The 14,566-nt window shown below is 44.5% G+C and carries 18 protein-coding genes and 1 pseudogene; 12 read left to right on the forward strand and 7 right to left on the reverse strand.

Going from position 1 to position 14,566, the window contains the following annotated elements:
• The first annotated feature begins 50 nt into the window (after window positions 1-50).
• From minD to OSCI_RS04870, 3 genes are all read left to right on the forward strand, one after another.
• Window positions 51-857 (forward strand): septum site-determining protein MinD, encoded by an 807-nt coding sequence (gene minD / locus OSCI_RS04860; protein ID WP_007353741.1) that lies wholly within the window; start codon window positions 51-53, stop codon window positions 855-857.
• Window positions 858-1,145: 288 nt separating this feature from the next.
• Window positions 1,146-1,415, forward strand: coding sequence for a cell division topological specificity factor MinE (minE, locus tag OSCI_RS04865; protein ID WP_007353743.1), 270 nt, complete (start codon window positions 1,146-1,148; stop codon window positions 1,413-1,415).
• A 105-nt stretch (window positions 1,416-1,520) separates the two neighbouring features.
• Complete coding sequence (locus tag OSCI_RS04870; protein WP_007353744.1) at window positions 1,521-2,642, forward strand: hypothetical protein; 1,122 nt, start codon at window positions 1,521-1,523, stop codon at window positions 2,640-2,642.
• A gap of 580 nt (window positions 2,643-3,222) precedes the next feature.
• Here OSCI_RS04870 and OSCI_RS04875 read toward each other — a convergent pair.
• On the reverse strand, window positions 3,223-3,894 hold the full coding sequence (locus OSCI_RS04875; RefSeq protein ID WP_007353745.1) for a class I SAM-dependent methyltransferase: 672 nt from the start codon (window positions 3,892-3,894) through the stop codon (window positions 3,223-3,225).
• Window positions 3,895-3,995: 101 nt separating this feature from the next.
• Here OSCI_RS04875 and hemH point away from each other — a divergent pair, with 101 nt between their 5' ends.
• From hemH to OSCI_RS04895, 5 genes and pseudogenes are all read left to right on the forward strand, one after another.
• Window positions 3,996-5,159, forward strand: a complete 1,164-nt coding sequence (gene hemH / locus OSCI_RS04880) for a ferrochelatase (RefSeq protein ID WP_007353746.1) — start codon at window positions 3,996-3,998, stop codon at window positions 5,157-5,159.
• A gap of 370 nt (window positions 5,160-5,529) precedes the next feature.
• A complete protein-coding gene (locus OSCI_RS04885) occupies window positions 5,530-5,976 on the forward strand; it encodes a helix-turn-helix domain-containing protein (protein WP_007353747.1) in 447 nt (148 codons plus the stop codon).
• Window positions 5,964-6,125: pseudogene (locus tag OSCI_RS32355) on the forward strand (DUF4277 domain-containing protein); the annotation flags it as partial. The gene OSCI_RS04885 and the pseudogene OSCI_RS32355, both read left to right, overlap by 13 nt.
• A gap of 145 nt (window positions 6,126-6,270) precedes the next feature.
• Complete coding sequence (locus OSCI_RS04890) at window positions 6,271-6,699, forward strand: KTSC domain-containing protein (RefSeq protein ID WP_007353749.1); 429 nt, start codon at window positions 6,271-6,273, stop codon at window positions 6,697-6,699.
• Window positions 6,700-6,846: 147 nt separating this feature from the next.
• Window positions 6,847-7,593: a HEAT repeat domain-containing protein gene (locus OSCI_RS04895; RefSeq protein ID WP_007353750.1), complete on the forward strand. Its 747-nt coding sequence runs from the start codon at window positions 6,847-6,849 to the stop codon at window positions 7,591-7,593.
• Window positions 7,594-7,678: 85 nt separating this feature from the next.
• Here OSCI_RS04895 and OSCI_RS04900 read toward each other — a convergent pair whose 3' ends face one another.
• The 5 genes from OSCI_RS04900 to OSCI_RS04920 form a co-directional block, all read right to left on the reverse strand.
• Window positions 7,679-8,260: a hypothetical protein gene (locus OSCI_RS04900; RefSeq protein WP_007353751.1), complete on the reverse strand. Its 582-nt coding sequence runs from the start codon at window positions 8,258-8,260 to the stop codon at window positions 7,679-7,681.
• 200 nt (window positions 8,261-8,460) lie between these two features.
• Window positions 8,461-9,306, reverse strand: a complete 846-nt coding sequence (locus tag OSCI_RS04905) for an arylamine N-acetyltransferase family protein (protein WP_007353752.1) — start codon at window positions 9,304-9,306, stop codon at window positions 8,461-8,463.
• Window positions 9,307-9,360: 54 nt separating this feature from the next.
• A complete protein-coding gene (locus tag OSCI_RS04910) occupies window positions 9,361-9,843 on the reverse strand; it encodes a cupin domain-containing protein (protein ID WP_007353753.1) in 483 nt (160 codons plus the stop codon).
• A 31-nt stretch (window positions 9,844-9,874) separates the two neighbouring features.
• The gene (locus OSCI_RS04915; RefSeq protein WP_202796228.1) at window positions 9,875-10,021 is read right to left on the reverse strand and encodes a hypothetical protein; all 147 of its coding nucleotides are present in this window, start codon (window positions 10,019-10,021) and stop codon (window positions 9,875-9,877) included.
• Window positions 10,022-10,145: 124 nt separating this feature from the next.
• The gene (locus OSCI_RS04920) at window positions 10,146-10,418 is read right to left on the reverse strand and encodes a hypothetical protein (RefSeq protein ID WP_019487154.1); all 273 of its coding nucleotides are present in this window, start codon (window positions 10,416-10,418) and stop codon (window positions 10,146-10,148) included.
• A gap of 66 nt (window positions 10,419-10,484) precedes the next feature.
• Here OSCI_RS04920 and OSCI_RS29605 point away from each other — a divergent pair, with 66 nt between their 5' ends.
• The gene (locus tag OSCI_RS29605) at window positions 10,485-10,622 is read left to right on the forward strand and encodes a hypothetical protein (RefSeq protein WP_155523389.1); all 138 of its coding nucleotides are present in this window, start codon (window positions 10,485-10,487) and stop codon (window positions 10,620-10,622) included.
• A gap of 33 nt (window positions 10,623-10,655) precedes the next feature.
• On the forward strand, window positions 10,656-11,549 hold the full coding sequence (locus tag OSCI_RS04925) for an ABC transporter permease (protein ID WP_007353755.1): 894 nt from the start codon (window positions 10,656-10,658) through the stop codon (window positions 11,547-11,549).
• A gap of 40 nt (window positions 11,550-11,589) precedes the next feature.
• Here OSCI_RS04925 and OSCI_RS04930 read toward each other — a convergent pair whose 3' ends face one another.
• Entirely contained in the window at window positions 11,590-12,402 is an 813-nt protein-coding gene (locus OSCI_RS04930) for a carbohydrate ABC transporter permease (RefSeq protein WP_007353756.1), read from the reverse strand.
• Window positions 12,403-12,607: 205 nt separating this feature from the next.
• Here OSCI_RS04930 and OSCI_RS04935 point away from each other — a divergent pair, with 205 nt between their 5' ends.
• Window positions 12,608-13,303, forward strand: a complete 696-nt coding sequence (locus tag OSCI_RS04935; RefSeq protein ID WP_007353757.1) for an aldehyde oxygenase (deformylating) — start codon at window positions 12,608-12,610, stop codon at window positions 13,301-13,303.
• A 227-nt stretch (window positions 13,304-13,530) separates the two neighbouring features.
• The gene (locus tag OSCI_RS04940) at window positions 13,531-14,553 is read left to right on the forward strand and encodes a long-chain acyl-[acyl-carrier-protein] reductase (protein ID WP_007353758.1); all 1,023 of its coding nucleotides are present in this window, start codon (window positions 13,531-13,533) and stop codon (window positions 14,551-14,553) included.
• Window positions 14,554-14,566: the final 13 nt, after the last annotated feature.

The following is a 14,566-nucleotide window of genomic DNA, read 5'->3' on the forward strand; positions in this document are numbered from 1 at the left end:
CTAACAACTAACAACTAGCAATTAACAACTAACAACTAACAATTTTACTTATGGCTCGCATTATTGTTGTTACTTCTGGCAAAGGAGGAGTTGGGAAAACTACCTCCACAGCAAATCTGGGCATGGCTCTGGCGAAACTTGGTCGCTCTGTAGCGGTAGTTGATGCTGACTTCGGCTTGAGAAATTTGGACTTGCTATTAGGTTTAGAAAATCGCATCGTTTATACGGCAGTAGAAGTAATTGCCGGCGAATGTAGACTAGAACAAGCTTTAGTCAAAGATAAACGCCAGCCCAATCTAGTATTACTACCGGCCGCTCAAAACCGGATGAAAGATGCTGTTAGTGCCGAACAAATGAAACAATTAGTTAACGTACTAGCAGAGAAATATGACTATATTTTGATTGATTCGCCCGCAGGAATTGAGCAGGGATTTCAAAATGCGATCGCGGCCGCTCAAGAAGGCGTGATCGTCACCACCCCAGAAATTGCCGCCGTCCGCGATGCCGATCGCGTTGTGGGTTTACTAGAAGCTCATAATGTCAAACGTATCCACCTGATCGTCAATCGTATTCGACCCTTAATGGTGCAAGCTAATGATATGATGTCGGTGCAGGATGTGCGGGAAATTCTTGCTATTCCTCTGCTGGGAGTTGTCCCAGACGACGAGCGCGTAATTGTTTCCACTAACCGGGGCGAACCCTTAGTGCTGTCGGAAACTCCATCCTTAGCTGGAACCGCCTATGAAAATATTGCTCGGCGCTTAGAAGGCGAAAAAGTTGAGTTTCTCGAACTCAATCCCCCCCAGGATAACTTTTTTACTCGACTCCGTAGGCTGTTAACAGCTAAGATTATGTAAGTAAGCGGCGAAGTTTTGGTAATAAATGCCGATCTCGGTATACTGCCAGTTAAACTATTGGCAGTGAGGAATGAGGAAGAATTTAAAGTGTTTATTTTAAAGGGTATGTTGTCAGGATTTTCTCACTTCGCCGCCCCGTTCAGTTACCAGCCTCTTTCCTCAAGAGCGCGATCGCCACTGACATAAACGATCCTACTCGAAACTACTAACCAGTTTCGTGGCCGTTACCATAGGCGGCTAAACGGATTTACTGCCACCTGCCTAACTCTTGACAACTCCGCAAGCCCCATGATTAATACACTTCTCGATCGCCTTTTCCCCCGCACGACTGACAACAGCCGCGAGGAAGTTAAACGCCGCCTCAAACTCGTTCTCGCCCACGACCGTTCTGACCTCACTCCAGAAATGGTTGAATCAATGCGAAAAGAAATCCTAGAGGTAGTATCTCGCTATGTGGAACTCGAAACCGATGGTACAGAGTTTTCCCTAGAAAGCGATCGCCGCGCCACAGCACTGATTGCAAACCTACCCATCCGCCGAGTCAAGTCAGATACTTAGCTGGTTATTTCCCAGAGTTCAATAGAGGAGAATCTATTAAGATATTAATAGTTAGGTAACTTATTTGAGTTTTAACCTAAGTCTCGACTCTACTGGAGCTACCCGATGTTAGCCGAGCTAATCTCTTCCAGACGTATTCTCAAAGCCCAACTCATCGAATTTTTAGGACTCCCTGACAATTCTAAGGACAAAAAAGAGAGTCTCGTCAGTACAATTCTGTCTATTTTAGAAGAAAATGCCTTCGAGCAAGCAAGATTCTGGGAAACATTCAAAAGCGAGTTAGCTGTTGAGCCGATAGAATTAGAAGAGCTGCTCAACTGCTCTAAAAACGAGCGCAAGCGCTGGGTAAAAGAAGGCAAAATCCCTATTTTAGAATATCGCAGTTTTCGGAAATCTGGAATGGATTTGGAATATCCCGTTCACGACAGAAGATTTATCCTCAGCATCACCCAAGCAGATATTCAGCGGTGGCGAGAAGAACATAGATCGCAGATCAAAACTAATCGGCAAACAGGAGCACAAATTGCCTCAGAAAGCCGCAAGGAACATCAGCAATCAAGAGAAGCTTTTGGCTCAGCTTGGGAAAAAATTATAGAGGAATGGCAAGAAAAAGGATCGAGTGAAATATCAGCTATTCTCCAACTAGCCTACTGGACAGTGTGGGCCTCTCGCTGGGCCAAAGAGAATCAAATTAAAAGCCTCAGAGCAATCAAATATAACGAACAGTACGAGCAGCGGCGAGAACAATGGTACGAGCGCAAAAATCAAGCAATCAAGTTATTGGCTCAGGTTCCCTATGGAATGCTAGCATTTTATCGTCCAGTTGATTCTGATAAATTGTATCTGAAGCTTTGCGATAATCATTATGAAATGATGAAGGAGGGCTACTATTGGGATAAGTGGGAATTTTATTATCACAATCGCAAGCTAGTACACAAATGCCGGGAATGTATTTATACGGAAACTAGGGATTATTATTCGCTGTACTATTTGGAAATCAAGACCGAGCAGTTTCCTGATTTTACTTTTTCTTACCATACACCTTACACAATGGGAAAAAAATTTTTGCCTCATCCTGAAACGCTACCTTATGTAGATCATGTTGAGCAAGATGGTATTTTCCGCTTTGGCAGACCCATGTTAGAACAGGAGAAAATCATTCACAGAGAGAAGGATGTTTTAGCTAAGTTTGAAAAGGCTTTGGCGGAGGCGAAAAAATTTGTATAGCTGGGTTTTTGCTTCTCTGTTACTATCAGCTAAATATGTAAATATTTGTGACATATATAATTATGAGTCGCGAAACATCATATTATATTAAGTGTATTTGTCTAACCAAAAGCTGTTTATCAGTGGGTGGTTGACAGCGCTTGGGACAATAGTCCCAAGCGCGGGAAGTAAAAGCTAGGAAAACGATTACTTCCCAGTTAATTTAATATTTTTTGAATCCGGTAGCTCCTCTGTTTTCTATATCTAGACATACTCTCTGTCCTTCTCTATAGTGAGGAGTATCCTTGTCATTGCAAGTGAATATTCTTGTGATAAGATAGTAAGCGAATATCTTGGTCATAGTCAGAAAATATCCTTGTCATTGCGCGAGGGAATATCCTTGTCATTGCGAGCGAAGCGAAGCAATCTCAAGGCCTTGAGATTGCTTCGCTTCGCTCGCAATGACGGAGTTATATTTATCAGAACAGAGTGTATCAATGACGGAGTTATCTCTAAACCTGACAGAGTTATGTTTGCAATAACATCCTGTTTAACTAGGTCTGCAATTAGCAATTAGCAATTAGCAATTAGCAATTAGCAATTAGCCATTACCTAATTTCTGCGCTTGAATTACCTGGAGACTACCACCTGCATAAAGTGCGGGCTGCTGCGGTACATTTGTACTAGGATTTTCCCCACTCAGACCTACCTCAAACCCCACCTCCGATAACAGATTAGTGAGATCGGTTTCAATTAACTGCCAAGCAGTCTCCGTTTCAAATAACCAGAAAAAAACTGCCACCCCTGGCCAAAATATCGGATTAGTCGGCCGGTGAAAATCTACCAAAGTGAAGATCCCCTCCGGCTTGAGCACGCGGTAAACTTCTTGTAATATTTGCTGCAACTGCATAGGCTGCATTTCGTGCATCGCCGCACTGGTATGCACCAAATCAAAATAATTGTCAGGAAATGGCATTTCCTCGGCAAAAGCTTCTACATATTGAGCTGAGGGGACATTCTTTTTTGCCCGTTTCAGCGACAAGGGTGAAGCGTCGAGCCCGGTGACATCCTGAGAGTATTGGATTAGAAATTGAGTAGTTTGACCGCTACCGCAGCAGAGGTCTAAGATTTTAGTGTCCGATCGCATGGTCAAACCTTGCAAGGCAAGCTGGCGGAAACGCGCTTCCCCGCCTACACTTAGAGCGGCGATGCGTGATATCGCGTCATAGAGCCACTGGTAACGATAACTTAAATCTCTAAGAATTGTTGCCATAGTTAAAATTGTGTATGTTTGGCTATCGACTCAGGCTTATTAAGAAGTTATATTATTAAAATTGGTAACAAAGCTGAGACAAGAGGGGAAATGCAAGCGCTATGGGTCGTATAGGAGTTTTACTACTAAATTTGGGTGGGCCGGATCAAATCGAAGATGTCCGCCACTTTCTTTTCAATCTGTTTTCTGACCCAGAGATTATTCGCATACCCTTTCCTTGGATGCAGAAACCCCTCGCCTGGTTGATTTCTACGCTGCGGGCCGAGAAATCCCAGGAAAACTACAAGCACATCGGCGGTGGCTCTCCTTTGCGGCGGATCACAGAAGAGCAAGCGGTAGCACTGGAAGCAAAGTTACAGGAAAAGGGACAGGAAGCTAAAGTTTATGTGGGGATGCGTTATTGGCATCCTTTTACTGAGGAGGCGATCGCGAAAATCAAGCGCGATCGCATTGAACAGTTGGTAATCTTACCACTTTATCCCCAATTCTCTATCAGTACGAGTGGTTCCAGTTTCCGACTCTTAGAAAGGATCTGGCAAGACGATCCCACTCTCCAACAGCTTGAGTATACGCTTATTCCCTCTTGGTATCAGCGATCGGGCTACCTGCGGGCGATGGCTCAATTAATCGCCCAAGAACTCGATCGTCGCCCCGATCCCGATGGAGTTCATATATTCTTTAGCGCTCACGGTGTCCCCGTTAGCTATGTGGAAGAAGCAGGAGATCCTTACCAGCGAGAGATTGAGGACTGTACTAGCAGGATTATGCAGACTCTCAGCCGACCAAATGACCATACCCTTGCTTACCAAAGTCGGGTTGGCCCGGTGGAATGGCTCAAGCCATATACGGAAGAAGCGATTCCAGAATTGGCTGCTAAAGGAGTTGATGAGTTGCTTGTAGTTCCGATCAGCTTTGTTTCTGAGCATATCGAAACGTTGCAAGAAATTGATATGGAGTATCGCGAATTGGCAGAACATTCGGGGATTCACAACTTCCACCGCGTGCCGGCTCTTAATACTCATCCTGTATTTATTGAGGATTTAGCTGATTCAGTTATTGAGGCTTTAGATGCACCCAATATTAAGTTTTCTGAGGTGATACATCCTCCGAAGAAGGCAAAAATGTACCCGCAAGAACGTTGGGAATGGGGTTTGACTACTGCGGCAGAAGTTTGGAATGGCCGTCTGGCAATGATTGGGTTTATCGGACTTTTGGTGGAGTTAATCACAGGTCATGGCCCCCTGCATCTTATTGGGTTGCTTTAGGGTAATTGTTAGTTGTTAGTTGATAGTTGATAGTTGTTAGTTATTGGTTGATAGACACAATTAAACGTAGGGTGGGCGCTCGCCTCAAAAAGGCTATAAGTCATAGCAGAAGATGGTTGAGGCGAGCGCCCACCTTACAACCCACATTCCGCAGGTCTTTAAACAGAATTGATGGTTATAAATTTTAAAAATTCAAGCCTGAAGTGATTACCCAGTAATCATTTCAGGCTTTTTTGATATACAATGAACGAATTAGGAGCAAAGAGGAAAAAACCATGAATGAGCATCAAGAAGCCATAAAAGTCCTAGATTTATACCAATTTTACATGAAGTTGCATAGAATGAAGATAATGTTTAGAGGTCATTAGTTATGGCACGTCAACTGATTCTGGCGATCGCAGAAAGTGCAGAGAGCTTGGAACAACAACTAAAAACCAGTCGCACCGCCAGCCAAAAAGAACGCTTGCAAATGTTGTGGTGGCTAAAAACGGGACAAGTCACTGAGCATCAAATCCTTGCCGAACGTCTCGGACGTGATGGTTCAACGGTAACTCGGTGGTTACAAAAGTATCGCAAAGGAGGACTCTGTGAATTGTTGGCGATCAAAAGTGCGCCCGGAAAATCGCGCCACTTGAGTCCAGACGCGATCGCGGGCTTACAAGAAAGACTAAAGCAGGAACCTGGCTTCAAGAGCTATGGGGAAATTGTGGAGTGGCTTAATCAGACCTATGAGCTCAAATTGAAATATCCCACAGTCTATCATTGGGTACACTACCGACTCAAAGCTAAATTAAAAGTGCCACGTCCGAACATCTAATCGGAAAGGGAATACTACCCGAACATCTAAACGACGATAGACTAGGAAGAGCCCTCGACAAATATTATCAAGTAGGAACCACAAAACTCTTCACAACAATCGCCATGAAAGCCGCCCATAATTTCCAAGTAAAAATGAACAGCATCCACAAGGTAGGCACAGATATTTTTCCTACAGTGAATGTATGAAAATCCTTAGTCATCAAAGCCAGAACTGCGGAATGTGGGTTCAAAGGTGGCATCTTTGGCTTGACCTAGACATTGATAAGCAAGTTGACAAACTCCAAACTTTCCTATGAAGCTAACTAAGATTGACTTAAGCAATATATTGGGAGTCGGTCATTCTAACGGTCATTTAGGGCTGTTAATAGACCGAGGAGAGGAAGTAGAGTACATTGAGATTGAGGCTCCAAAAGCTGCTTTACACGGACTGCAAGGAGTTGCCTTTATTGCTAATAACGATCTAAGCGGTAGCATTGAAACAAACCAAATTACCTCAATTCCAGAGCCAATTGCTATGCTCCCCGTTAGTTCCTCTATGGCACAAGCGATTGGTTATGATGCAGATAGCCAAACTTTACAGATAGAATTTGCCAGTGGCGCTGTTTATCAATATGCTGATGTAGAAGAGGAAACTTGGGAATCTTTGCGGGACGCTGACTCTACTGGAAAGTTTTTCAACTCTGAGATTAAAAGCCGTTATTCCAGCGAGCGGGTAGACTAATTAGGCCAAAATAGGGTGTTTCGGAGACGCGAACTCTTATTAGATCGATCTATAAGGAAACTCTGGCGCACCCTATAAGCTCATTCAAGCGTGCTAGTTGCCTAAGTCTCTGCTTTCGATCCGCCCTAGTGCGGTAAAGTTAGATTTATGGATGATGATGACTACCTAAGCGCAATTAATACTGACGCTGAACTCGAAAGCCCTTTGGATCGTTTGGAGGAATCGGAACCCCCGCAGCCAGATCCAGAGGAAATGCTGCCTTTGCTGGAATCTCCAGAAGCCCAGCAGCGCATGATCGCAGCGAGGGCGTTTTGCGAACTCCAAGACGCTCGCGCTATACCCCATTTAATTCGCCTATTGCGAGATGGCTGTCCTTTAGTGCGGGTGAGTGCGGCTTATGCCTTGGGGCGCAACCCCAGCCGGGATGCGGTGGAAGCGCTGATCGACCAACTCAACCGTGATTGGAACGGTTATGTCCGCAAAGGCGTGGTTTGGGCCTTGGGAAATTGTCGCGATCGCCGCTCCTTAGCTCCCCTGATTGATGCCCTGAAAACTGATATTTCGGCTGTACGGTTGTGGGCGGCTAGTTCCCTCGGTCAGATGGCGACTGTCGGTTATGATGTAGCGATCGGTGCTGTTCCTCCCTTAATTGAAGCTTTGCGGCGAGACTCTGTAGCGGCGGTGCGGAGTAATTGTGCTTGGGCGATCGGTCAACTGTGCCGGGAATTGCCAAATAATGTGGTTTATGCTGGCGCGATCGATGGTTTGATTGAAGCTTTAGAAGAAGACCAAGATTTTAGCGTGCAAGAAGATGCCAAGTCATCGCTGTTGCGAGTTGGCGATCCGCGCGGGTTACAAATCATTGAAGATTTAGAAATGGATGGCTTGCTGTAGGTATTTGGCGATAGTTTTTACTCCATAAAATCAGGTTCTTTCAGCACAAATAAGTCATAAAGTTACGATACAAATTCATATCATTTTATGAAATGGGATACAACCATTTGCGAAATAATTGTGTGAGGCGGGGCATAATTAAATAGGTGAGCAGGATAACAGTGAGACCTGTGACGATCAGAGTTTTGAGCAATGCAGGAAGTCCGGCTAGTAGCGGTACCAGCAAACGATTGAGAATAGAAATCGTAAAAAACACTCCCAACCATGTCACTAAAGCCATTTTGTAGCGAGGGGGTGGAGCCTTCATCGACCTGTTAGGGAGCGTAAACCAAGTTTCTAATCCGGTCAGGGTTTGAATATCTTCTGGCTTTTCAATCAACGGTTGCAATTGCTCAATCCATTTTCGGCGAACATCCGATTCTAGCCAAGTTTTGAGATTGTCGTAACAATCGAACTTGAGAATCACCACGTACTCAGGATGAGCGTGATGCTGTGGTCGAATAGTGCTTACACCCAGATGTCCCTTGAATTTTCGTGCATCAGCGGCGATGCCATGAAACCATGCTTCGTAACCTTGCTCGCGCCCCGGTTTCACTACATGAGAGATGATAGCGGTGACTAGATAGTTTTCTTCACTTATATCGATCGCCAACGGTTCTTCGTACATAAAATTTAAAGACTTGCAATCATTGACTAAGAACGATTAAAAACACACTCTACATAATTTACAACGAAGTAGTTGTCACCGCTACGTTTCAAGTACAGGACTTATTAATGGATGATTTTCCTGCTCTCATCCTACCTTTTTCTGTTCCCAGTTTGCTTGCTGTTTAACTTTTTCTCTCCCGCTCAGTGACAAAAGAGGGATTACTTTGCACGCGATCGCTCAATTAATTGTTGTAACCTCGGATCGAGGTCAGCGATCGCTCCCAAGTTGAGACAAAAAACATTCTCAAGGGTAGCGCGTAACTCTGTAACCGTTGAAAGGACGCGATGTTCGGTTCTACCGTCCAAATAATGCACAGTAAACTGATTATTCCACAAGGCATAACGACAAGTTGAATCCGGTTTTGCAGCCATCAAGTTAGTAACAAAAATCGAGCCGGGATGAGTTGAAACATACCAATTACTCACCTCATAATCGGGTAATTCTTGCTCGTAAAGATCGAATCTATAAAGGGATTTCCACTCCTGCTTGATATATGCTTGCATGACGTAGCTGCGCTCCGTTGCCATCAATCGAAATGATTCATGGGATGTAGCTTGTTCAATATCCGGGGTCAAAGCAAGCGGCGTGGTGAGCGTTAATCCTCCGAATCCCACATCTGCAATGTATGGCTCTCCATCAATATTGACCAACAGCACCATATGACTGCGAGGTGCGATCGTCCCTTCTGGCAAATTCCACAGCACGCGGGCTGCTAGATTCTTTACCTGAAAGCCAAGAGCAAGCAAAACAGCCCGCAACAGTGAATTTTGCTCAAAACAATAGCCGCCCCGTCCCTCATTGATTAGTTTTTGTTGCAAGGAGGCTAAATCCAGCAAAACAGGTTGTTTCAAAAGTGAATTGAGGTTTTCAAAGGCGATCGTTTGGGAATGTCTTTGATGAATTGCCTGTAACGTTGTCAGCTTGGGCGAGCAGTCGCCACTATAGCCAATTCGCTGAAAATAGGCATCAAGGTCGATTTCAGTCAGTCGTTGTTGCAATTGCATATTTTATTACGCTCGGAGTCAATACTGAGTTTCTTCATAGGGAATAATTAATCATTATGTATCCAACGTTCCAAAAGGTTTAGCATCGGAGAAATCATAGATTTCGATAGCTCCTTCACGTCGAATCATCCGCTTCCCCAGACGCGGAAACTCTGCAATTTCTACATCCAGATTTTCGCCTCCTGTTAAATACACCAAATCCTCATCCCCGATATTTCTAAGATGATGAGCAACCGAAGGTGTGGGAAATCCCATAAAATCTCCTGGGTTAACTTCAAATTCTTCTTCACCAATCTCTGCAACGCCGTACCCCGATAGAATGTAAATCCATTCTTCCTCGCGATGGTGAGAATGATAGATGAAAGATTCTTTGCCAGGTGGAACTCTGATAAAATTGACTCCTGTACGTTTTAGGCCAACAGCTTTTCCTAACTGAGTTCCCGATAGTTCAGAATTGGCATTCCAGGGGTGGGAAAAGGGTTGCAGATTCGCAGCAATCTGTTCGGCGCGTAAAAGCAATGGGTGTCGATCTACCATAGGGTCATCCTCCAAAAACTAACTGTTCCAGTCAACTCGCAAGCTGGTATGTACCACCCGGTTTTAATGCCTGTTGGTAGGCTAGGCGAGAATGGATGCGATCGCAAAACTCTATTAGCCTTGGACGACTGGCATCCAATCCGCCTCGTGCAACCGCTACCTCGATAGGAAAGCTCATCTGAATATCAGCATTTGATCTAAATATATACATTTTAGGGGAAACGATTTATATCTAACTATCTGATTCCTGTGCTAATGTCAAAATCCCAGGCGATCGCTGCTATCTTTGCTCCTAGCTAATCTCAATGACTTCTAGTTCTGAATAATCCTGCTACCAGCAAAACAATTCCTGTGAGGAAAAGGTAGACACTTTGAAGGAGAAAGCGATCGGCAGCAATTCGTCTATAGGTGTTGGTGATTGTCACATCAATACCGCCTCTGCCAAGTTTGCCAAAAAATGTACTGAGACTACTTTCAACTTGGGAAGGAAGAAAGGAGATGCTGATAAAAGCGATCGCCATCAGTGCGATACCAACGCCTATTAAGCTCAAATTAGAAGAAAAACGTCGCCACATACTCCAATTAATTTTTGATGATATTAAAGTAATTCGATGTTTTAAATTTTATCAACCAAAGCAACTTTGTCAAAGCTGGAAGATGAATCGATCCTTTGGGATTCACTTACGTTCCTAATTTTGCGACAAAAGGCGCTACAGCGACAGTGCGGTTTTTGCCTTCAGGCGATCGCACCACCAATATCTCCAGACTTGCTACTCTAGATAATAATTAGACAAAAGCAGTCCTAAGCAATTATGAGCAGTACAGTTACATCCCCCCAACCTAACCTCAACCAGCAGCGGCCACTCTCAACAGCATCCCCCGACACATCCACATCCCTGCTCGGTGACTTCATTCAAGAAACACTAGCCTTAACCCGGCGACTGTTCATTCAGTTACAGCGGCGGCCCTCAACGCTAATTGCAGGTATTATTCAGCCCTTGATGTGGTTAGTATTGTTCGGAGCCCTATTTCAAAATGCACCCGCTGGCTTATTTGGCGAAAGTCAGAATTACGGGCAATTTCTCGGTGCAGGCGTAATCGTCTTCACCGCCTTTGCTGGTGCCCTAAATGCTGGTTTACCAGTGATGTTTGACCGCGAATTTGGCTTCCTCAACCGTTTATTAGTTGCGCCTCTAGCTTCTAGGTTTTCAATTGTTTTAGCCTCAGCGATCTTCATCGTTACCCTCAGCTTCATCCAAACCGGGGCAATTGTAGCAGCGGGTGCATTTTTGGGCGCGGGACTACCAGGATTCGCAGGATTAATGGCGATCGCATTGATTATTTTCCTCTTAGTCTTAGGCGTGACAGGCATCAGCTTAGGCTTAACCTTCGCTTTACCTGGCCACGTCGAACTCATCGCCGTAATCTTTGTCACCAATTTGCCTTTATTATTTGCCAGTACAGCCCTCGCACCGCTGTCCTTCATGCCTCACTGGTTGCAAGTTGTCGTCACCCTTAACCCTCTAAGTTATGCGATCGAACCCATTCGCTACCTGTATCTTCACAGCAATTGGTCATTAGCTAGTGTAGTTATGCAAGCACCTTGGGGCGATGTTACTTTTGGCGGTGCATTGTTAGTATTGCTAGCTTTTGATGTTGTGGCGCTATTAGGAATTCAGCCCTTATTGCGTCGTCGCTTTGCGTAATCACAACTTATAGCAACCGCTGAAAGCGGTTGCTATATTTTTAATTCTTAATTCCCGTCGCTGCAATACCTCGAATAAACTGTTTTTGACCGATTAAAAATAACACCACCACAGGCAAAGTGGCAATAACAACCGCTGCCATTAATAAAGGCCAACTGCTGGTAAACTGTTCCTGAAACTCAGCCAAAACTAATTGCACAGTCCTTAACTCCGGCCTCGTCGTAAACACCAACGGCTTAAACAAATCGTTCCACTCGCCGATAAAAGCAAACAAAAATAGCGTCACCAAAGCGGGACGCGCCAAAGGTAACATCACCAACCACAAAACTTGCCAGCGATTTGCCCCATCCAAAGCCGCCGCCTCCTCCAACTCCACCGGAATCGAGCTAAAATACTGGCGCATCAAGAAAATCCCAAATCCACTCGCCGCCGTCGGTAAAATCAGAGCCCCGTAAGTATTGAGTAGGTGGCCCCACTTCAAAACCAGGAAGATAGGAATCGCCAATAGCTGAAACGGAATCACCAGCGTTGCCAAAACCACCAAAAGCAAAGCCCCACGCCCTCGGAACTGCAACCGGGCTAAAGCGTAACCAGCTAAAGCCGACGTAACCACCTGACACCCTGTCACCGCCAGTGCCACTAAAGTAGAATTAATAAAAGCCAGTAAAAAGTTTCCCCTACGCCAAGCTTCAAGATAATTAGCTAGAGTTAGATCAGTTGCTTTGATAGAAACTGGGGTGAATGATGTAACAACTACAACAGCAAGGGGGATCAGCACCACAGCGGCCCCAACCAACAAAAAAAACCAAATGAGCATTTCTCCTGCCCTGGATGTCTGAAATTGTTTAGCCATAAATGCTCTAAGTGAGGTAGAATGCCGATTTTTTCACGCTTTGAGCCTCTGTAGCTTCGCGGAGTCCAACAAAACTGGTAAATTGTTCGTTTAAATAGGTAAAGTAAACTATAAGCTAAGTTAAGTAAAATAACTTTACCTTTGACCCCAGTTCCAAAGCTCTATTTAAGTATTTACTCTTTTGTGATGAGGAGACGACAGACCTATGCAGCAGCTTGAGGCCAGCCCAGCAATCGACTTTGAAACGGCAACCTACAAAGATGCCTACAGCCGGATTAACGCCATTGTGATCGAAGGCGAACAGGAGGCTTATGACAACTACATCAGACTGGGCGAAATGCTGCCTGACCAAAAGGATGTGCTGATTGCGTTGTCTAAGATGGAAAACCGACACATGAAAGGGTTCCAAGCTTGCGGCCGCAATCTTAAGGTAACGCCAGACATGGAATTTGCCAAGGATTTCTTTGCGGCACTGCACAGCAATTTCCAAGAAGCAGCGGCAGCAGGTAAGGTGGTGACTTGTTTGGTGATTCAAGCGCTGATTATCGAGTGCTTCGCGATCGCAGCTTACAATATTTACATCCCCGTTGCCGATGACTTCGCTCGAAAAATCACCGAAGGGGTAGTTAAAGATGAGTACAACCACCTCAACTTTGGCGAAGAATGGCTCAAAGCCCACTTTGAGGAATCCAAAGCTGAAGTCGATACAGCTAACCGCCAAAACTTACCCATAGTCTGGCGAATGCTCAACCAAGTTGAAGACGATGCCCGCGTTTTGGGCATGGAAAAAGATGCCTTAGTTGAGGATTTTATGATAGCCTACGGCGAAGCCCTCAGCAATATTGGCTTTACCACTCGCGACATTATGCGGATGTCCGCCTACGGTCTTACCGCTGCATAAAAATGGCTAATTGCTAATGGCTGATAGCTAAAAGCTAAAAGCTAAAAGCTAAAGGCTAATAGGGAAGAAAGAGTTTTGAGTTAAAGATTTAATTTCCTAACTCATAAGTACCAAATTAGCAATTAGCAATTAGCAATTAGCAATTAGCAATTAGCAATTAGCAATTAGCAATTAGCAATTAGCAATTAGCAATTCCACCTAACAACAGAAAACTGACTTTTTATTTAATGTTTGGTTTAATTGGTCACTTAAGTAGCTTAGAACACGCCCAATCAGTCGCAAAAGAGTTGGGCTATCCAGAATACGCGGATCAGGGGCTTGACTTTTGGTGCAGCGCTCCTCCTCAAATCGTTGATGATATCACTGTAACTAGCATCACAGGTCAAAAAATAGAGGGTCGCTATGTAGAATCTTGCTTTCTACCAGAAATGCTGGCCAATCGCCGAATTAAGGCAGCTACGCGGAAAATACTCAACGCGATGGTTCACGCTCAAAAGCACGGCATCAATATTACAGCTTTAGGTGGATTTTCTTCGATTATCTTTGAAAATTTCAACTTGCAGCAGATTCAGCAAATTAGGAATATTAAGTTGGAGTTTGAACGCTTCACTACTGGTAATACCCATACTGCTTATATTATCTGTCGCCAAGTAGAAGAAGCCGCGCCTAAGTTGGGAATAGATTTGTCTCAGGCTACTGTGGCAGTTTGCGGGGCGACTGGTGATATTGGTAGTGCAGTTTGTCGCTGGCTGAATAACCGGACAAATGTTAAAGAATTGTTGCTAATTGCTCGCGAACGCGAACGCTTGCAAGCCTTAGAATCGGAATTAGGGCGCGGCAAAATAATGGATTTAGAGGAAGCTCTACCTCTAGCGGATATTATAGTTTGGGTAGCGAGTATGCCCAAGGGAGTTGAAATTAATCCCAAAGAATTAAAGCAACCTTGTCTGATGATTGATGGCGGCTATCCTAAAAATTTAGCAAGTAAAGTTCAACATCCGGGAGTTTATGTACTTCAGGGTGGGATAGTGGAACATTCTCTAGATATTGACTGGAAAATTATGAAAATAGTCAGTATGGATGTGCCAGCTCGTCAGTTGTTTGCTTGTTTTGCTGAATCCATGTTGCTGGAGTTTGAAAAGTGGTACACGAACTTTTCTTGGGGACGAAATCAGATCACTATTGAAAAGATGGAGATGATCGGGAAAGTTTCTCTAAAACACGGATTTAGACCCCTGTTATTGTTTTAGTTAACAGTTGATA

The organism is Kamptonema sp. PCC 6506 (assembly GCF_000180455.1).
GTDB lineage: Bacteria > Cyanobacteriota > Cyanobacteriia > Cyanobacteriales > Microcoleaceae > Kamptonema > Kamptonema formosum.